This is a genomic window from Arenibacter troitsensis (assembly GCF_900177645.1).
GTDB classification, from domain to species: domain Bacteria; phylum Bacteroidota; class Bacteroidia; order Flavobacteriales; family Flavobacteriaceae; genus Arenibacter; species Arenibacter troitsensis.
Genome location: NZ_FXAO01000001.1, coordinates 993,764 through 1,013,962 on the forward strand (window position 1 = coordinate 993,764; position 20,199 = coordinate 1,013,962).

Genomic DNA, 20,199 nt, shown 5'->3' on the forward strand with positions numbered 1-20,199 from the left:
CTAAACTATAAATGGATCGTTCCTTATATTTTTTTGTCCTTGGCCAATTCATTTGCTAAATTCTTGGCATATTCTTCATGAGCGGCTTTATCTTCTTGTGCTTTCTCCGCGTAGTAAATGAAGCCCATAGCCTTTCTGGAACGTTCACTTAAGTTGCCATCAGCCCAATGGATTGTTAATGAATGATGAACCAGTAAGTCGCCAGCGCGCGTTGGGAAAAAAACTTCATTTTCAATATCATTGGGACAACCAAAATCCGTTATTCCCTGTGAAAATCCTAAGGTACCCGTTCTACCATGACTACGGATACCATATCTATGCGAACCTTTAATGTATCTGACACAGCCATTTTCCTGGTCTACTGGTTCCAATGCCATCCACATGGTAACAGCTTCATTTGGGGAAAGCATAAAATAATAGCCGTCTTGATGGGGAGGGGTGGGTTTTCCGATTTTCGCCGGCTTGTTAAAATACTGTATGTTTTTACCGACTACATTGTCGTCCAATAGAATGGTTGCCAATTTCTGAAACCGACTGCCAAACATCATATCAAAAAAGAAAGGGTCATATGCAAATAATTGCTGTAGTTGCTTAAGTGTATCTTTATTTGCTATATCCTCATAATACACTTCTTTTGAGGGCATCTCCTGGACCTTGGTAGTTATAAATTCTTGAATTTTTTGGTTGACTATGTCAGTTTCATCTTGCTGAAGGAAATTTGGGAATAGAATATACCCATCCCTTATAAAATCTTGTCTTAGCTTGTTACAAAAGACTTTATCATTTAAATCATCTATACGTTTCATAAAATTATGATTAAAGTTGCGTTTGTAAAATTGCCCAGAATAGGAGGATTATACTACATCAATATGATAATATAATGCTACTATATGAACATTTAAGATATAAATTTTGGTTAAACTATGTTATTTTTGTAGCATTATGAAGCCTTTATATCAAAAGATTGAAATACAAAAGGAACGGTTGTTTATAGTGAAAAACAACAAGGTTCCACAATTCGATGGTCTGTTTCACTTTCATCCCGAATACGAACTAACCTATATACATAGTGGTAGCGGACGAAGCTTTATTGGCGATCGGATGGTTACTTTTAATAGCGGGGATCTTTTCTTTTTGGGGCCCAATCTCCCTCATTCATGGGAAAGTATGTTTAATATCAACCAACCTTCTCAATCATTAGTGATACAATTGAACAGCGCTTTATGGAAGGGCGCTTGGTTGGAAGGAGAGGAACTTGAGGAATTGAAAGTACTTTTTAAAAAATCTTTACGAGGTCTAAAATTTAGAGATAAGAACAATTTAGCTGTTGCAGACAAGATGTTTCAAATTTCCAGGGGTTCAAACCCCATGAAAAATATCATTGAATTATTATCTGTTTTTGAGACTTTGGGAAGAAGTCAATCTTATGAATATATTGCGAGTCCTGCCTATTTGCCTAGCTATCGGGAAAATGATTACTTAAAAATCAATTTGATCTATAACTTTGTCCATTTAAATTTTAACAGAGCAATTTCCTTATCAGAGGTAGCCAACCTTGTAAATATGACTAATCAGGGATTTTGCAGGTATTTTAAAAAAATTACGAGACGGACCTTCTTTGTTTATTTAAATGAGTACCGTACAGGCCATGCTTGTAGGCTTTTGAGTGAGGGCCAGTTTAATATCACCGAAGTAGGTTTTCAGAGTGGATTTCAGAGTATTTCCAACTTTAATAAACAATTCAAATTGGTTGTTGGCTGTAGTCCTAGAGATTATATAAATCAATTAAGATGATAAAAAGAAACAGGCTTGTAGTGGTTGATAACCATTATACAAGCCCAATTAATATTTCTTTTATTACAGTTTTCGTTTGGATGAAGGTTTTTTCCATTTATCATCACCATCGGTCAGCCATTTTAATGAGAAACTTATAAATGGATTCTCCTTATAACCATCTTTTTCAAAAAATAATCCGATATCTCCATTTTCTAAAACTGTTAAAGAGGAATAAGCCGAACCTCCGGTGTAGATAGTTTTACCTTCAGACCAGGTTACACCTTCATCATAACTGATTCGAACAGTCATGTTCTCTCTTCCTTTTTCCATTTTTGCGTTGGAAAAAAGTAATCTATTTTTTTTAAATCCTTGCTCAATGGACGTATATCTTATAATGCTGCCATTGCATCCAGGATCCATAAGTTCTGGTTCAGGGGAAGTGGTCCATGTTTTTCCTTCATCATTGGAGATATGGGTATAACGCATTCCGCTTTTATTCACCCTAGAATTGATCATCCAACGCCCATCCACTAATTCCACCACTTTTGATTCATTGGCAGGTTGTATGGGCGTGTCGATCAAATACCAGGATTTTCCATGATCGTCACTTCCAAACAGATGTAGGCCATTACTGAGATTTACCATGGTATGCAATAATTTCCCCGACCGGGTTTGAATTCCACGTCCGGATGTTATGAATTTAAAATCAGTCTTCCAATCAGATTTGGCTATCTGATCTGTGATGTCTTGCGGCTGACTCCAGGTTTTTCCATTATCCGAGCTTTTTATGACATGAAAGTAATAGATATCACGCTCTTTATCCAAATCCATATAATTGTAAAACATAAATATCTCTTTGGTCGTCTCATCAACAATCATTGAGGGATCGGATACCGATTGCCCAAATGGTAAATCCACTACCGTTTCTATTGGTGTCCATGTGTTGCCATTATCACTACTTCTTCTTATTACGATATTGATATCTTTGCTCCATTTAAGATCGCCACAGGAAGGCACTCTTTCATCTATGGCCGCAATGACATCGCCATTAGGGGCGGTTACAAGTGCTGGTATTCTGTAACAGGCTACACCTTCCACCATGGATGAATTGAATAAGTCTTGATGGACCTTAATGCCTTCGGCCATTTGATGTGCCTTGTTTTGGGCCAATGCGAAATGCCCGTTAATCAAAAATAGTGCAATAATAGCTTTTTTCATGTTTTATAATTTAATTGCTTAATATTCATATTATTTGTTATTCGTAAATATCCTCTAAATCTATTTCATGAAGTTCTTCTAAAAACACCCCTATGTTCTTTACGGAATGTTCAAAAAATATCTTTCCCTTGTTTTTGTTGGCGTGTTTAGGGTTGCCAACACCCGTATCCTCGGTTACTTGGCTCCATTTACGTTGTGCCTTGACCCAGCCTTGCTTAAGTCCTTTTATTTTAAAGGATTTGGCTGATCCTTGTCCCGCTTCAGAAAGTGGCAAGACCAATTCAGGGGTCAAGTGCATCATAACTGCGGTTTCTAATTCGCCAGCATGATCCCCAGGTTCATTAAAATAAGCTTTGGAATCCAGACTGCCCCACCAATTTAGTGCACATACAAATACCTTAGGGAAATGCAAGCTTAACTCTCTGATGATATGTTTAAAATCGTTTCCCCCGTGGCCATTTACAATAACTAATTTGTTTATTCCGTGCGTATCCAATACCTGCACGGTGTCCTTTAGAATAGCGTACTGAGTGCTCGGATTCATGTTTATACATAGATTTAAATCCATCTGTCCTGTGTTTACGCCGAATGGAATGGTTGGGAGAACCACCACCTTCGCCCCATTTTCCCAAGCCAATTTAGCACTTTCAATTGCTGCATTCTCAGACAATATGTTGTCTGTAGCGTAGGGTAAATGGTAGTTGTGTGCTTCAGTAGCCCCCCAAGGTAATACCGCTACGGTGTATTTTATTTCCTTTACAGATTTCCAATTATTTTCAGCTAGAACGTATGGTTTTATCTTATTACTCATAGGTGTCATTTTGCATTATTAATTCTGTGTCGATCGAACGTGACCAGGTTAATAACCCTTCTAACAACATTTGTTTTATGTCTGGGAGTTGTTTAGAAATATCATTGATTTCCCGCTCATCTGTGGACAGATCGTACAATTGATAGGATTTGCCGTTATCCATGGATATAAGTTTGTAATTATGGTCGATATAGGCCCATTGTTCCGCATTAAGCGTTTTTTCTTGGTTTAATCTAGAAGGTAATGGGGACCTAAATCCAATTGGACGTTCTCTACGCGTTTTTTTGCCCTCAAGAATGGCTAATACATCTTCTCCGTCTAAATGCACTTGATTTTTCCAATCTACACCGCTTATCTCCATAATAGTAGGAAAGAAATCGCTCGTTACGATTGGGGTGTTTACAGTCTCAGGAGTTTTAAATTTTGCAGGCCATTCCACAATGGAGGGAACTATAATTCCTCCTTCCAATAATTCCGACTTTTTACCTCTATATGGCCCTGCGGAATTAAGGTCGTGAACATAGGAAGGACCATTGTCACTGCAAAACCAAATAATGGTATTTTCACTGATTCCTAATTTTTTCAATTCAGCCCTCAATCGGCCTATTTGCTCATCCATAGCGGATATCCCGCCATACCAATGTTGTTCTTCAGGGGTTAGATCTTTATATAGTTCTCGATGCTTATCACCAGCTACTACTGGTGTATGAACATTATGAAACCAAATTAGGGATAAGAATTTTTCTTGTTTTACAGTTTTTTCTTTTATGAATTCCAATGCCTGGTGCATTACAAGTTCGGCATCGTCACCCCCAGGGTTACTGTCCACAAATTCACCTGGACCGGTCCAATAGACGTCTCTCCACTTATGTCCTCCAGTTATTTGACATTGGCCTACGGCCTCTGTTTGAATCATTCTATAATCTTCTTCGCCATAGTTTCCTCCAACATGATAATATGGATTGTAAGTGGGCATCATTGACTCTGTAGAAAATGAGACATCGAAACCGTTTTCCCATGGTGGTGAGTATGTAGTTATGGGGCCGGGGAAATAACTTTGTTTAAAACTCTTGCTCAATCCGCCCACATGCCATTTGCCAAAATGGCCAGTGGCATATCCCTTTATTTTTAACATTTCAGCGATGGTAACTTCATTTGGATGAATAAACCCGTCTCCAGCCCAAGGTATCCTTACCCTATAAGGATGTCTTCCCGTAAGTGCACTGGCTCTTGTAGGGGAACATACCGGAGCAGCAGCATAAAACCTGTTCAATTTTAGACCTTCAGCGGCCATTTGATCTAAATGAGGTGTTTTTACCGTTTTATTACCGTTGTAAGCGACATCGCCCCAACCTAAATCATCGGCCATTACCAATATGATATTTGGTAACTCCTCAGGTTGTTTAGGTTCACTTTCAGTAGCGGTTTTGCAGGAATTGAACCCAAAAAGGGATATAAATATAACGGATGCTATTCGTATTATTTTCATCTTAAAACATCTCGTTTATGTTTACCCTTTCAAAGTACAGTTCTTTAATTCCTTCGTACAGAATTCCAATATGATTTTCATCTATTACAGTCATACAAGAATAGCCGTAGCAGGACTCCTCGTAAAGTTCCAATTGATTTTTTGTTGGCCAGGTAATTCCTTGATCAAAACTTGTTTTTATGGTCATGTTAGACCTACGCTTTTCATTATTAGGGTTGAAAAATAAAAGTATCTTCCCTTTTTCCCTATGATCAAAACTAATCAAACTGGCCATACACACAGGTTCTATAAGGGCCTTTCTTGAGGAAACATGATCTTCCCAAGTTTGTCCCAAATCTTTGGTAATAGCAACTGCCCTGGAACCTCCACGATTATCACGCATATTTAGCATTAAACTTTCATCCTCCAATTGTACCACCTGTGCTTCCGTAGTATTGGATCTCGCGCCTGTGCCAATTTTCCATGTAAGTCCTTTATCTTTACTATAGATAATGGTGGAGTGTGGCATCCTATCCTTGTCTTTAAATTGGGCAGGAAATACCAATGTTCCGTCCTTAAGGGTAATTCCTTTTCCAGGTCCTTGCAATAATAATTGCCATTCTGGCTTTTTTATTTGTGAGGTAATATTTATAGGGTCGGACCAGGTAATCCCATCATCTTCGCTTTTTACTAATACAAACTGACTTGTTTCTTCAGGAGTCATCCCTGGCTTAGATGCATGCCAATTCCGCTCTCCTCCATGTCCATGGGCCCAAACTGCTGCAACCCATATTGTACCGGTATTTCTATCTACAAGAATTGAAGGGTCACCAATACCATTTTCGTTCTGTGGTTTACCTCCATATTCACCCATATCCATTATTACTTTCATAGGTTCCCAAGTAGTTCCACCGTCCGTACTGCGGCTCATGCCAACATCCACGTCCGCTTGAAGATCGACACTGCTTTCATAACGGTTGTCGTAAACAGCGATTAAGGTTCCGGTATTGGTTGTTACCAAGCCCGGAATTCTATACGTATCAATATTGTCCTGATTGTGCTGTCTTAAAGCAACACCAATTCTTTGTGCGGTTTGGGTGCCTGATACAATTGGTTTAAGAACTTGACCATTGGACAAGGTGATAGATACACTGTTTGCGATAATTTTATTGGTCAAATTAACGCTGTCCTTTAAAGCCATCGACAACCAAAAAAAATTATCCCCGGCTTGCAAAGGTTGATGTCCCTCAATCTGAACTTGGGAAGCTATTTCTTTACTTATTCCAAATTTGGTCCCAGTTTCAAATCGAGGTTCTTTAAATGAAGAATATATTTCGATATCGGTAATATCATTCAGGTCAGTAGTTCCTTTCAAATTAAAATCCAGAGAGGTTACAACAATGTCGGATGATTCCTGTGGGATGGTCAATTTCATTTGAATAACCTTATTCTTATCTTTTAAGGTAAGTATGGGAAGTACTGGTTGACTAGCTTCATAGGTAAAATCCGAAACCACCAAATTCTTTTTTTCTCCACAAGACAAAATAACTATTGCCACAATGGAATAGACCGCAAATAAACTAACTTTTTTTTTCATGTTTATAAATTTACTATTGTTCAATGATTTGATAACAACTGCATTATTTTACTCCTACCCAACGTATGGGGTTAATATTTTTTTCCATTTCTGATATCCCTTCATGTTCAAATGCAATCCGTCATCAGTATATATTGGTTTTAATACTCCTTTGGGATTCCTAAATTTTCTATGGAGATCTATAAAAGCTATATTCATTTTTTTGGAAAGCGCTTTTAATTCCCAATTTACAGAGACTATCAATTCTTGATTTTTTTTATGTCCTGAGAATTTATCGCCTACTGCCGGATTTACCGGAAGGATACTTTGCAAAATTATTTCCGTGGTCTCCGATTCCTTTTTTATTTCAAGCAAAATTGATGTCAGGTGGTTGATCACATACGATTTTGTCTTCCCCCTGGCAAGATCATTGGTCCCGATGAGTATAAATATTTTTGTCGGTTGGGAGGAGGTAACTTCCGATAACCGATTAAGGATTCCTGCTGTAACATCTCCACTTATGCCTCTATTCAATACATTTTTATTAGGAAACATAGCTCCCCAATCGCCACCTTCGGTAATACTGTTCCCTAAAAAGATTATTTCATCTTCGGTGTCGGGCGTCGCTTCAAATTGCTTCTTTCGTTGATAATAATGATCAGAATACTTTTGACAATTGGCCGAAAATGCCATTGCAAAAAACCCAAAAATAATTATTAATTTATGTGTCAATTTTATTTTTTTATCGTTTATAAGACTATTGGCTTATGATGTTCTAGTTCAAGGAGAGTGAAGATGTCGCCATTAATTACTGGTAGAATTAATCTATCATCCCTAGGTTTGAAAATGTAGATGCAGGGAACCCATGCTTATTAATTAAGTTCCCATTTGTGTATGGGCTATATCCGTACCTAACATATCTAGGATTCTTAATCTGTTCGCTCCAAATCCTTAATACGTGGTTATCAATTTGGGCTTCGGCCTTTACAAACACTTTATCCTTACCGGCAATTTCAATATCCAGAACAGCCTTCCCGTCACTGGTCCGTAAGCCCTCCGCATGCGAAAAATGCACTTCCAGAGCATTATTCTTAACATTGACGAAATCCAATAAAGGTCCTGAGTACGGGACGTTGTTGCCATAGTTTTTTGCCAAGGCGATGTTGGACAAACGCTTGCCAATTATCCACTTCCCATTGGGATGTACATCTGTAGGATGGCCCACATCCGAGGACACTGCCATCCCTGTATTGGGAATGGACAACAATCTCCGTTGGGAATCTCTAAAGACGCCCCAATTAGGTCTTTCAATACTACTCAATTGGACAAAGTTAAATGCTAGATCGGGGTTGTTCCATTGATTGCGCCAATCGGCTACAAGCATTTTGAACAATTTGGAATGTAATTCCTCCCGGTCCGCGTTCGATTCTCCTTGATACCATAGCACTCCCTTTATTGGGAAATCCTTTATTGGATAAATACCGGCGTCAAACAACATGGTTGGATCAAAGGGATGTCTGGCTGTAACTCCAAAGTCCGTCATATTGCTTAAGTTTTTTGCTTTTCGCTCCGAAACCCAGGGTTGTACCAAAGGGTTTAAATGGGTGTCGTTTAATAGACTTATAGTTTCGTTTGTTGCTTCCATTGCTTCTCTACTGATCCAACTTTGGGTGGTAGAGCCGCCTACGGCGTTGCAAACAATTCCTATTGGCACTTTTAATTCTTTTTCAAGGTTATAAGCAAAAGAATATGCAATAGCGGAGAAACTTTCCAATATTGAATCAGGCTTGTTACTCCAGCCAGATGACCTAAAATAATCCTTGGCATTACAATTTAACAACTCTTCCTTTGAAAAAGTATGGTTTGACGGGTGAGCTTTCCCATCCATTGAAAACAGAAAGATATTAGTATTTATGGAGTCCTTTAAAATGGTAGATCCGTGTAACTCCTTGCTTAATGTAAAATCCATGTTAGACTGTCCGGACGCTAGCCATACTTCCCCAACATAGACTTTAAAGATATTGATATCTCCTGATTTCTTTGACTTTATGTTTAATTTATAAGGTCCACCAGCCTCTTTTGCTGGATAGGTAACCTGCCATTGTCCATGCTTAGATACTTTTGTTCGTTTTGCTTCTCCATTAAAATGGACGGTTATTTCATCCAAGGCATTTGCCGATCCCTTAATGACTATGGGAACATTTCTTTGAAATACCATGTTCTCGCCATACAGAGTGGGAAGTGTTAACCCTCCGTAATTACCGCTGACAAAACGGTAAATCTTATCGGCAATGATATTGGCGCCTTCCTTGGTGGGATGAAGGTCATCGGCATAGTATTCGGGGAAGCGGTACAAGGGATCCTGTAGGTTCATGATGTCTACACCGGCCTTTTCCCCTATGATGTCTATTTTTGCCTGAATTTCCAGATAATTTTCCCGCATGCCTTCTTGAAACCAATGATGGCCGGAAAAAGAAGGTGACATTTTGCAGATAATGATTTTAGGTGAAGAGGGTAGGCTTCTGTACTCTTGGATCAAGTCTAGATAATCGGAAACAAATTCCCCTTTATGCATGGGCCAATTATTGTTACCTTGGTCATTAAGGCCCAAATGTATTATCACCAGGTCAGGTAAGAAGGATTTGGATTCCTCGAAATGAAGTGTATTCCAATAAGGTTTGTGACCATTTTTCAAAACAGTAGCGCCAGGATGTCCAAAATTGGTTACTTCAAATCGGTTTCCTAAAAGCTCTTGCAATTGTGAAGGATAGGAATTAACCTCTCTTTGCTCTATTGCAGTCCCATAAGTAACGCTATTGCCGACACAAGCTACTTTTGTTTTTTGTGCCTGTGTGGAAAAAGTGAATACAAGTGCCAGAAATAAAATTTTCTTAATCATTTGGAATTGCATAACCATAATTTTATTTTTCGCTCAATCACAACTATACGTGACATTACCTTAAGCCTGTTTGGATTGACTAAAATATGGGGTAATGCCCAATGTATCCAGTTCCGTTTTGGCTTCCTCTATTTGCGCTTTGGTAAGTGTGGTATGTGGAAACCTACTAGGACCAAGATCTACGCCCAACGCCTTCATAAACGATTTCGCCGCACCGTTAAAACCACCTTTGGCATTTAACACATCCACAAATTTCATTGATTTCTGCTGAAGGTCAGCAGCCAGCTTATTATCATTTTTGTTGAAGGCCTCAACTATAGCCAAATATAACGGCGCTAAATGATTGTAGGTGCTCCCCACCCAGCCTTCGGCGCCAAAGGGAAGGCTGGCAAGAAAAATTTCATCGAATCCGAATAGAATATTGGCCGAGCCATTGTTAAGTTCCTTGGAGTACTTATAGTCCACAAGATTATTGTTGGTAAATTTTATACCCGCAAGATTTGGAATCTGTGGGGTTGCCAGTTCCAAAAATTCCACCATATTAAAATTGGCCCCAGTCAAAACGGGTATGTGGTAATAATAAAATGGAATATTAGGGGCACATGCAGCAACTTCTTTACAATATTCCACCAATTTATCAATATTGGATAGTCTGAAGTAATAGGGGGCCAAGGCAGCAATACCATCTACCTTATCGGCAGCATTTCTGGCCAATTCCTTGGCCTCATTTAGACTGGTATGCCCAACATGATCCACTATAAAAAGATCGGAGGATTTATTTTCTCCCCAAGCACTTGTAATCTGTTTTCTTTCTGCTACGGACAAGGATGCAAAGTCTCCTGTTGAACCGTTGATAAACGCTCCTTTAACTCCATTGCCCTTTAAGAATTCAGCGTATTGTGGAATTACTTCTAAATTAATTGAAGTATCATGGTGCATAGGTGCATAGGTTGCTGCTATAAGTCCTTTCATTTTGTTTCTATAGTATTATGTATTACATAAGGCGAAGATATGTAAAAATATAAAGCCGAACAATTTTATTTTTATTAATATTCCATTTTATACTTTAAGAATAGTTGTGTTTTAGGTTATCATATTGAAAATAAGGTAGATATTGATTTTTTTGTAAAAATTAAGGCCGAAAAATTTCTTGTACTTAGTAAATTTGTGTGACTAAAAGGGGTGAGAGACGGTTGTGGGAAAGTTAGTGTTTATCTTGCTCCTTTTCGATGCGATTTTTAGTAATGAATAGTGAGGGCAAAGAATCCTTACGACGTGTTTTGAATAATTTGATGGTAAATTTAACAGGTTTATACCAGTTATTTAATTGGTATTAACTGATCTTTTTGTGTTGATGCAAATTGTCCCAATTTTTTCACTGCCTTTTTTAGTTACTCTTCCCTTATATATATTGATGGATATAAATTTCTCATGGTTGATGTATGCACTTCCTTCAATATTAAATAGAAATGATGGGGCTTCAATATCTGTCTAATATAGAGGACTTATAATCTCCTCTATTTCGTTTTGATTATGTTGATGATGAAGAATAGTGTTATAGGTGTAATATAAAGTTGTACGATGGTATAATTCAAAATGGGGTATTCCATAGGTACGTGGTATATACAGCAGAACGGTCTGCAGAATACATTTAAGAGCCTAGTTGAGTCATTGGAATTTTTTCATTCTAGAGTAAAATTATTCTAGCAGAAGAGATGCAATTTTTAATTTGTGTCAATTTTATACTATATTTACATTATGTTTAACATAATGCATTTTGACTGTGATTAAAAAGTTCATTACCCTTGTTGCACTTTCACTAGCGCTTAGTGCTTGTAAAAGTAGAACTGAGGCGGAAAAAGAGGTTAGGCCCAACATTATAGTCATCATGGCAGATGATATGGGTTTTTCCGATTTAAGTTCTTATGGTGGAGAGATTGACACTCCGAATATTGATGATTTGGCAAACAACGGATTAAGGTTTACCCAATTCTATAATGCAGGCAGATGTGTGCCGAGTAGGGCAAGTTTACTAACAGGGCTGTATGCACATAAAACGGGGCTTGGTTATATGACAGCCCAAGATTATGGTAAACCTGGTTACCGTGCCGATCTTAATAATGAATGTGTAACTATCGCAGAAGTATTGAAACAGGCTGGTTATAAAACTTATATGGCTGGTAAATGGCATCTTAATCATAACTTTAAACCAGATGAATCCAAGCATAATTGGCCTCTTCAAAGGGGTTTTGATCAATTTTATGGGACACTTATTGCCGCGGGTAGCTATTGGGACCCTTTAACTTTGGTGGAAGGGAATTCCTATGTGGAGCCCTATAATGATTTTTATTATACTGAAGCCATAACAAAAAAGTCTATAGAATATATTAGTTCTAATGATGCAGATAAGCCTTTTTTTCTTTACATGGCCTATACAGCTCCACATTGGCCGTTACATGCAAGAAAAGAGGCTATTGCAAAGCATAAAGGGAAATTTGAAAAAGGCTGGGACATACTGAGAAAAGAGCGTTATAGAAGTTTAGTTAACCAAGGAATCATCGATCCCTTATGGAAACTACCAGTGATTGACGAACAAAATGTAGCCTGGGACAAAGCGGAGCATAAACTTTGGGAGCAATCTAGGATGGAAGCCTATGCTGGTAGCATCGAGCATTTAGATCAAGGCGTGGGGGCGTTGGTAGCTGCACTTAAAGACCAAGGTAAATTGGATAATACAATTATATTTTTCCTTTCAGATAATGGGGGTGATAAAACGGAGCATATCAATGGGATGATCGGAAATTCAGGTAAACCATGGAGTGTAATGAATTACGTTCCGCTTTACACGAAAAAAGGTGATATAATTGTGTCTGGTGATTATCCTGGTGTTCACTTGGGGCCTGAAAATACTTATGGGGGATATGGTTTAAAGTGGGCTAATCTGAGTAATACACCATTTAAAAAATTCAAAACCTATATGCATGAGGGAGGTATTGCCACCCCTTTCATAGTTCATTGGCCAAAAGGAATCCGTGCTAAAAACGAATTAAGAAGACAGCCAGCACATATTATAGATATCATGGCAACAAGTTTAGAATTGGCTGAAACAGACTATCCGACATCGTTCAATAATAACGAAATTAAGCCTTTGGATGGTAAAAGTTTACTTCCTATAATATACAAAGATGAAAAGATAAGGGATACATTATTTTGGGAGCATCAAGGCAATAAAGCGGTCCGATTGGGTGATTGGAAGCTGGTCTCTAATTTGGAAAAAGGAGAATGGGAACTTTATAACCTAAAAGATGATAGAACTGAAACAAACGACCTGGCTAATATCTACTCAGAAAAAGTAATAAAATTGGAAAGGATTTACAATAACTGGGCTTTAAAATCCAATGTTTTGCCTTGGGAAGATATGAAAATACTGGTGGTAGCTGGGGACAAAAGTCCACTTACTAGGACGAGGGCAGAAGCCGATGAGGCGTATAAAGAAGTTCAGAAGTATTTGAATAATGGAAAAAATAGTATTGATTAAGAGACCTGGTTTGTATTAGTTAAAGATCTAGCTTTACTCTTAATTAGGATCTAACTTTGTTGCTTGTTCTATATTTCGTAAATATTTTTCATAAGGGAAAATTAGAAATGTGAAGTTAAAGTCATGATGTTTTATATAGTTTAGGTGATGTGCATAACAACAGAAATAATGCCCTCTGAACCGCTTTTTACGAGATTAGTAGCTACACAAATCCCAATTCTATCATATTCTCCATTCCGGTATTTTTATTAGTTAATATGCCTATAAAAAAATTGAAGGAAGATTCTTGGACAATGGATACCAAATTTACGGTTTGCATATGTTTTTGTATCTAAAGATTAATGCCCAACTAATTTAACAGGTAGATAATCTAGAAAAATCTGATAATACCTGTAGAAAGGATATTAAGATGTAAATTATTCAAGTTTATAATTATTTGTACTTTTATGGTTATAAAGAATAGCAATTAATATCTTTAGAGTTCTTTTTTAATTGTTAGTGTGCAATTAGGTGTGCATTACTGAAGAAAACAATAGAAAACACTTGTATACAGTGCTTTGTTAGGAAGTGGTTAAGTCTGTCATCCCGACCAAGCAGAAAAGTGATTTGCAATAGCAAATCACTTTTTTTGTTTCCCATGGAGCCAAACACAGTTTGTGTGTACATGGGGAACAAGAAATATGCCCTTCACTTTTCTATTTGCACTGAGGGTTTATTGGGATTCTGTAAATCCTGTTTTGAGAATTTGACCAAACGCAGTTTGTGTGAACATGGGGAACAAAAAAGTAGGAAGGCGTTAGCCTTCACTTTTCTATTTGCACTGAGGGTTTATTGGGATTCTGTAAATCCTGTTTTGAGAATTTGACCAAACGCAGTTTGTGTGAACATGGGGAACAAAAAAGTAGGAAGGCGTAAGCCTTCACTTTTCTATTTGCACTGAGGGTTTATTGGGATTCTGTAAATCCTGTCATCCCGACGAACCTAGAAACTAGAAATAGGTAGTATCAAAAACACTGTTAATCATTTGATTTTCAGTGTTTTATGTTTTTAGCAATTTTATTTGATATCAAAAAGGGTAAGTCTACAATTAAAAAAAGACCAGGAATGGGACACCATAGCTAATGCATTGACTAAATAGTAAAGTAGTCCCGCAAGCGGTATTTTTATCGGGCTACTATTATATGTAAGTCCTATTATTTTAGTCTGACCTTTGGCAGTTCACTTGATTAAAAAAAAGTAGATTACGAAACCAAATCGGCAACTTTTTGAACCCCAAATAGCGTAAGTGTTTCGTCCTTCCCTTTTAAGAAAGCATTCCTGTATACCTGACTATCATATCGATTCTTACTATGTATTAAATTCCATATAGTTTCAGAAACCAGCAATTGTTGTTGATATTGATTACAAAGTGATTGGATTCTTGCTGTTGTATTAATCACATCGCCATGATATGCCAGTTCTTTTTTTATTGTGCCTATTTCTGCAAATATGACTTTTCCACCATGGAGGCTAGCCTTAAATTCAGGATGAAACCCATACTTTTCTTGGAAATAGTCTTTCTTGCTTGTTAATTGTTCTTTGAACTTGAAAAAGACTTCTACACAGTTATTGTTATAAAGTCCATTTTTCATCGACCACTCAAGCACGGCTTCATCACCCACATATTGGTAAATGGTGGCACTGTGTTTCGCTACCACTTCGTTAAGTTCAATAAATGCATCTTGAATAAACTGACTGTATTTGTAATTTCCTAGGTTTTCGGCAATGGTAGTCGATGATTTTAAGTCTAAAAACATAAATATACGTTCTACTTGCTGAGGTTTTTTATAGATACCTAAAAGCATCTTCATAAAAATTCCTTTCCCAAACTTTCCGTTGGCCATTTGTATCATTAAGAATACAATGAGCGCAAACAAAAAGTAAACAATGGAAGTTCTGAAAAATTTATTTTGGAACCACCACCATCGTTCACAGGAAAAAGGCACATTGCCATCATTTAAAATAAGCATTCTAGCCATGGTGAGTAGCACAACAAGGATAACAAAATATGCCGAGGACTTGATGAGGAGCTGTAACCAAAGCACCAACCTATTAAGGACAGTTTTTTGAAAAACAATTTCAATTAAAGCAAAAAATAAACCTAAAAAAACACCTATATATATGGCGTGTAATAGAAGTTTTTTAAAGGTGATGTGATTGTTTACTTCTAACTCAAGGTTGTCGATGCCATTGAATTTAATGAATATATAAAACACAAAAGCCAACGTCCAAAATAGTATGGATTCAAGTGTATAGGACAGGTATTTCATTCGAGGCATCGGCTAGATTAAATTTTCATGCATATCATTCAAAGCTTCAACTAACGTAGTACCATACCCTTTTGTTATTTCAAATTCTTGATTGTCCACTAAAGACACACTGTATGATTCGCTGAATTGGTAAATTTTTAAAAACTTTAATTGATTTGAATTTAATTCCATGTTTTGTATGATTTAAGTTATTGAATGTTATAGTTTCAGAATATATATAGTAATAGTCCAATAGGTGTTTCAAGGTTCTAAATCACAGCACCTAGATTTTAAAGTTGATTGTGAGCTCTTCTACCTTACCACCTCTCAGTACTTTTAGCACGAATTCTTTCTTTTTGTAGAAATCCGATTTATTGACCATTTCATTATTAACATTTTCAAAAGCCTCTTGGGTCAATGGAAATCCATTTACCGATAGTATAATATCCCCTCCTAAAATTAAATGCTCATCTTCTATGGTAATAGTTTCAAATCCGCCTTTGATTCCGGCAAAATAAGCAGGTGAAAACCGAACTACAGATTCAACCAGCAAGCCGCCATTAATGGGGACATTTAACATCCATGCCAATTCTTTATCCAGAATAAAACCATTAATACCGTTCCATCTTCTATTGCCATCAACAACCAATTTTTTGGCTAAATTAGAAGTAGCTGCAAAACCCAACCCTTGGAAACCACCAGATTCTGAAATGATGTAGCTTGAAATTCCGATGACCTCTCCTTGCATATTAAACATTGGTCCACCGGAATTCCCCTGATTTATCGATGCATCCGTTTGAAAGTATTCATTGATAACAAAGCCAGAGGTCCTCGTTTTTTGCTTTTGTTTACCGCTAATGTAGCCGGAAGAAAGTGATTGTTCCAAACCGTAGGGAGCACCTAGAATAATAATCTGCTCTCCTACGGAAACGGTATCCGAATCTCCTATTTTTGCTACTTTATACACTTTGGGCATCCAAGATAGTTTCAATAAAGCTATGTCTGCTACGGGTGCAGACCTAATTACTTTAGCGGGAATTTCTTCCCCATTTATAAATTTAACGCTCACTTTTTCCGCATCATTGACGACGTGGGCGGCAGTTAGAATTTCTCCATTCTCGGAAATAAGAACACCTGAACCTATACCCTCATCAATATTCATTTGATGGCTGTCTTCAAATAATCTGGATTCGGTCAGAATGGTAACAACAGATGAATTTACTTGTTTGTAAAGGGATGCTATATCTTGGGCACTGGCAATACCTACTGTAAAGGATAATACCGCAAGAAAGATGGGCAGTTTAATTGTAATCATTGACTTCATTTTATTGTTAGTTTAAAATTTATAGGCTAGTGAGAGCCCTAAATTGAATGTGATGATTTTGGGTATGTAATCTGAAGTGGTACCCACATGGTCAATAGTTGTATCAACGTCGGAAATTGTTACAAAACCACCACTGAAAGTAAAAGTGGGCATAAGGCAAAAGTTTTTCCCCAAATCACGCTTAAGGCCAATACCCAATTCATAGCCTAACCCTAAACCTGTCTCACTGTGGCGATGCATTCTAGTATTGGAATCCTCATCCGTATCCGTTATTGAAACCCCAGGGTTGGTAACCAGCATAGGACCCATTCCAATACGTGGATAGATACTGAATTTTCTGCCCAAATTTATTTTGTATTCAATTCCTGTAAGAAGGGAATAGATTTTCCATGCATCGGAAGTTTCAACAGAATAAGTGGCTTCATCGGATGTTTCCAATTCTGTGGCCAATTGGTCAATATCGGGGGCAAAATGCTGATAACGAAAAGTTATTGTAAAATTCAGCTTTAGGCTTAAAGTACTACCTGCAAAGAAATCCAACTTGTTTCCGCCTTCTGCAAAACCAGACTTGGAATTATTGATATCATCGGCCGCAAAATCTCCAATTGGAAAACTTTTTCCATAGGAAATTCCAAAATAATACTTGCTTTCTTGTCCAACAACGGTCGTGACTATGGAGAAAATAAATATAAAAATGTATTTTTTCATTAAAAGTTGGTTTTGAGAACTTGATTAAGTGAAACTGAAATCTGTAACGGGTTTTAAAATTTAGCTCTGCTCCATTCTAGATCTGCGGATATAAATCGTGCAGTTACCTCAAGAATAAGTTTGTAACCTTCCACTTGACATTCTACATCCAACAACTTTCCTCTTTTTTTGGAATAAATCTTGCCCACCCATTTACCTTTTTTATACTCCAAGTTGAGTACTTCGATTTTCGTATTTCGCACTCCCTCCGAATTTATAAGGTTGCCAAGGTATACATTACCTTCTTTGTAGATTTCTACTTTTGTTTCATCTGCTGTAATCCAAACGGCAACTATTTCATCTTGTGGATCTTTCTTATCTTGTGCATAGAACTTGGTCGATAGCACAAAAAAGGCAATTGTGATTAAGTGATTCATATTTCTCATGATTGTATTTTTTAATTACGCGGCGAAACTATTTTGACAGCGGGCCAGTAGCAAAAAAAATTTACCAAATGACGGTATAAATGAACCAAATGGATTTTGAGGGCAACCAAGCCTTTTAATTATCAAAATGAACAATTCGTACCATGAAATCATTATTTCATTCATTTGATTATGAAAAATTAGAAGATGATGCTAATATTGTCCCTATGAGCAGCGCATTGTCTAAAACAGAGCGATTTTTTAAAGTAGGCCCCTACATCCTATGGTTCGGGATACATATCGCCATCAGTTTGGTACTTGCATATCAAAGAAGTCTTGCAGATACTATTTACTATTTGGTAACCTATATATTTTTGGGCTCCTTGATTATTTGGCTTTTTGGATATAAACTCTTTCCCGAATACTTGGCTAGGGAAGGGAATATCAATCGAAGATTGGGATTGTTGATTACCACCAATATCATTCTTATTGGTATCGGAATCTATGCGCATACCATGATGGCAGAAATATTGGGGTTAAACCAGATCAGTGACCAATATGCCCCTAAATCCGTTCGAATAGCTTTGTGGCTTTTAATGGTTTTGTTAGGGATAATTTTTGTGGCCAGTATTCGAGTAGCACATGTATATTATCTTAATGCAGTGCAAAAAGTTGAACATAAAGCGGAAAGAGCAGAGGCCGAACTTAGATTGTTAAAAAGTCAGATAAGCCCACATTTTCTGTTCAATACATTGAATAACATATACGGCCTTGCATATCTGAGAGATGAAAGGGCTGCTGAAATGATTTCAAAACTGTCCAAGCTGTTACGGTATTTACTGTATGATTGTGATCGGCCCAAAGTCTTTTTGACCAAGGAAAAGGAACTTATAGAACACTATTTGAGCATACAATTACTAAAGCATGAAGATTCCCGAAATGTGGATTTTTATCATGCAGGAATTATGGATAACAATAAAATTGCGCCTATGATCCTAATCAATTTTATTGAAAACTGTTTTAAACACTCTGATTTGGAAACCAATCCCCTAGGTTGGATCAAGATTGGTTTGGAAGTGGACAAAAACGAACTTAGTTTTAGAACAGAAAATACCTTCAAGGATGAAGTTAAGGATGTTGCAAGGGATCATATGGGAATAGGGCTTAGAAATTCATTAAAACTTTTAGAGGCTAATTACCCTGGGAAACATGAAATTAATATCACCAAGGAAAATAATGTGTATCAATTAGACCTAAAGATAAACTTATGAAAATAAAATGTCTAATTGTCGATGATGAACATATCGCGCGAAAAATTCTTTCGGATTATATTGGTAAAGTTCCGGAGTTGGAATTGGTGGCTTCCTGTAGTTCTGCACTGCAAGCGCTCAACCATATTAAAAATGATAGAATAGATATTTTGTTTCTCGATATACAAATGCCCGATCTTACAGGTCTTGATTTTCTAAAAATCTTGCCGAACAGGCCAGCTGCCATACTTACTACTGCTTATTCCGAGTATGCAGTTCAGAGTTATGAACTGGATGTTGTAGATTATTTGTTAAAACCAATAGATTTTGATAGGTTTTATAAAGCGGTTACGAAAGTCATATCCTTTAAAGGTCCAAAAGTGGATTATCCCTTAACTACATCACAAGCCCAGCCTACGGACAAACTATTTATTAAAGCCAACAGTAAAATCATCAGCGTCGCATTTAAGGACATCATTGTCATTAATGGACAAGGTCCCTATGTACAGCTAATTACCGTTCATAATCGTAAAATTATGACGTTGCAGTCCATGAGTAAATTAGAAGAACTACTTCCTGCCAATTTTCACAGGATACATCGTTCGCACATTGTCAATATCAATCATATAGAAAGTATTGATGGTAATATGGTAAAATTGAAAGATCATACTGCCGTAGTAAGCAAAAATAAACGGGACGAATTCCTTAAGCTAATTGATCGGCACAATTTATTGGGCGAATGATTTTGGGATTACTTAGAAAGATAATGGTATTCTTAAAAGTACGTTTTAGGGCACTTTATTTTGAGCTGAACACTTTTATTTTTGACTACAATGGTTAAACATAAAAATACACCAGACATCCTAGAATTTGAATCACATTAAATCGTTTTGTTTTCTTTGTAAATTCGGCCCGTTAATTACACACAATAAGTACGTT

General features: G+C 37.1%; 16 protein-coding genes. 4 read left to right on the forward strand and 12 right to left on the reverse strand.

Annotated elements, in window-relative coordinates; genetic code table 11:
• Window positions 1-23 precede the first annotated feature (23 nt).
• Window positions 24-806, reverse strand: a complete 783-nt coding sequence (locus tag B9Y87_RS04045) for a phytanoyl-CoA dioxygenase family protein (RefSeq protein ID WP_085496365.1) — start codon at window positions 804-806, stop codon at window positions 24-26.
• Window positions 807-942: 136 nt separating this feature from the next.
• On the opposite strand from B9Y87_RS04045, the gene B9Y87_RS04050 reads away from it, so the two are divergent.
• Window positions 943-1,794: an AraC family transcriptional regulator gene (locus B9Y87_RS04050; protein WP_085496366.1), complete on the forward strand. Its 852-nt coding sequence runs from the start codon at window positions 943-945 to the stop codon at window positions 1,792-1,794.
• Window positions 1,795-1,857: 63 nt separating this feature from the next.
• Here the strand turns inward: B9Y87_RS04050 and B9Y87_RS04055 are convergent, their stop codons facing one another.
• The 7 genes from B9Y87_RS04055 to B9Y87_RS04085 all read right to left on the reverse strand — a co-directional run bounded on the left by B9Y87_RS04055 (window position 1,858) and on the right by B9Y87_RS04085 (window position 10,720).
• Window positions 1,858-2,994 (reverse strand): sialidase family protein, encoded by a 1,137-nt coding sequence (locus B9Y87_RS04055; RefSeq protein ID WP_085496368.1) that lies wholly within the window; start codon window positions 2,992-2,994, stop codon window positions 1,858-1,860.
• Between the two features lie 37 nt (window positions 2,995-3,031).
• Complete coding sequence (locus tag B9Y87_RS04060; protein ID WP_245808634.1) at window positions 3,032-3,805, reverse strand: creatininase family protein; 774 nt, start codon at window positions 3,803-3,805, stop codon at window positions 3,032-3,034.
• Window positions 3,798-5,294, reverse strand: coding sequence for a sulfatase-like hydrolase/transferase (locus B9Y87_RS04065; RefSeq protein ID WP_085496370.1), 1,497 nt, complete (start codon window positions 5,292-5,294; stop codon window positions 3,798-3,800). The genes B9Y87_RS04060 and B9Y87_RS04065 overlap by 8 nt, the downstream gene beginning before the upstream one ends.
• Window position 5,295: 1 nt before the next feature.
• Window positions 5,296-6,870 (reverse strand): sialidase family protein, encoded by a 1,575-nt coding sequence (locus B9Y87_RS04070; protein WP_085496372.1) that lies wholly within the window; start codon window positions 6,868-6,870, stop codon window positions 5,296-5,298.
• Between the two features lie 54 nt (window positions 6,871-6,924).
• On the reverse strand, window positions 6,925-7,581 hold the full coding sequence (locus B9Y87_RS04075) for a GDSL-type esterase/lipase family protein (RefSeq protein ID WP_139827132.1): 657 nt from the start codon (window positions 7,579-7,581) through the stop codon (window positions 6,925-6,927).
• A gap of 88 nt (window positions 7,582-7,669) precedes the next feature.
• Window positions 7,670-9,748, reverse strand: a complete 2,079-nt coding sequence (locus tag B9Y87_RS04080) for a GDSL-type esterase/lipase family protein (RefSeq protein ID WP_176225582.1) — start codon at window positions 9,746-9,748, stop codon at window positions 7,670-7,672.
• A 60-nt stretch (window positions 9,749-9,808) separates the two neighbouring features.
• Entirely contained in the window at window positions 9,809-10,720 is a 912-nt protein-coding gene (locus tag B9Y87_RS04085) for a dihydrodipicolinate synthase family protein (protein ID WP_085496378.1), read from the reverse strand.
• Window positions 10,721-11,531: 811 nt separating this feature from the next.
• Here B9Y87_RS04085 and B9Y87_RS04090 point away from each other — a divergent pair.
• Window positions 11,532-13,286 carry an arylsulfatase gene (locus tag B9Y87_RS04090; protein ID WP_085496380.1) on the forward strand — a complete coding sequence of 585 codons (1,755 nt, stop codon included), beginning with the start codon at window positions 11,532-11,534 and terminating at the stop codon, window positions 13,284-13,286.
• A 1,241-nt stretch (window positions 13,287-14,527) separates the two neighbouring features.
• Here the strand turns inward: B9Y87_RS04090 and B9Y87_RS21895 are convergent.
• The 4 genes from B9Y87_RS21895 to B9Y87_RS04115 form a co-directional block, all read right to left on the reverse strand.
• The gene (locus B9Y87_RS21895; RefSeq protein ID WP_176225583.1) at window positions 14,528-15,169 is read right to left on the reverse strand and encodes an adenylate/guanylate cyclase domain-containing protein; all 642 of its coding nucleotides are present in this window, start codon (window positions 15,167-15,169) and stop codon (window positions 14,528-14,530) included.
• Window positions 15,170-15,857: 688 nt separating this feature from the next.
• Window positions 15,858-16,889 carry a S1C family serine protease gene (locus B9Y87_RS04105; RefSeq protein WP_085496385.1) on the reverse strand — a complete coding sequence of 344 codons (1,032 nt, stop codon included), beginning with the start codon at window positions 16,887-16,889 and terminating at the stop codon, window positions 15,858-15,860.
• A 21-nt stretch (window positions 16,890-16,910) separates the two neighbouring features.
• A complete protein-coding gene (locus B9Y87_RS04110) occupies window positions 16,911-17,606 on the reverse strand; it encodes an outer membrane beta-barrel protein (protein WP_085496387.1) in 696 nt (231 codons plus the stop codon).
• 53 nt (window positions 17,607-17,659) lie between these two features.
• A complete protein-coding gene (locus B9Y87_RS04115) occupies window positions 17,660-18,031 on the reverse strand; it encodes a hypothetical protein (RefSeq protein WP_139827133.1) in 372 nt (123 codons plus the stop codon).
• Between the two features lie 143 nt (window positions 18,032-18,174).
• Between B9Y87_RS04115 and B9Y87_RS04120 the strand changes: the two genes are divergently transcribed.
• On the forward strand, window positions 18,175-19,281 hold the full coding sequence (locus B9Y87_RS04120; protein ID WP_085496393.1) for a sensor histidine kinase: 1,107 nt from the start codon (window positions 18,175-18,177) through the stop codon (window positions 19,279-19,281).
• On the forward strand, window positions 19,278-20,003 hold the full coding sequence (locus B9Y87_RS04125; protein ID WP_139827134.1) for a LytR/AlgR family response regulator transcription factor: 726 nt from the start codon (window positions 19,278-19,280) through the stop codon (window positions 20,001-20,003). The genes B9Y87_RS04120 and B9Y87_RS04125 overlap by 4 nt, the downstream gene beginning before the upstream one ends.
• The last annotated feature ends 196 nt before the right edge of the window (window positions 20,004-20,199 follow it).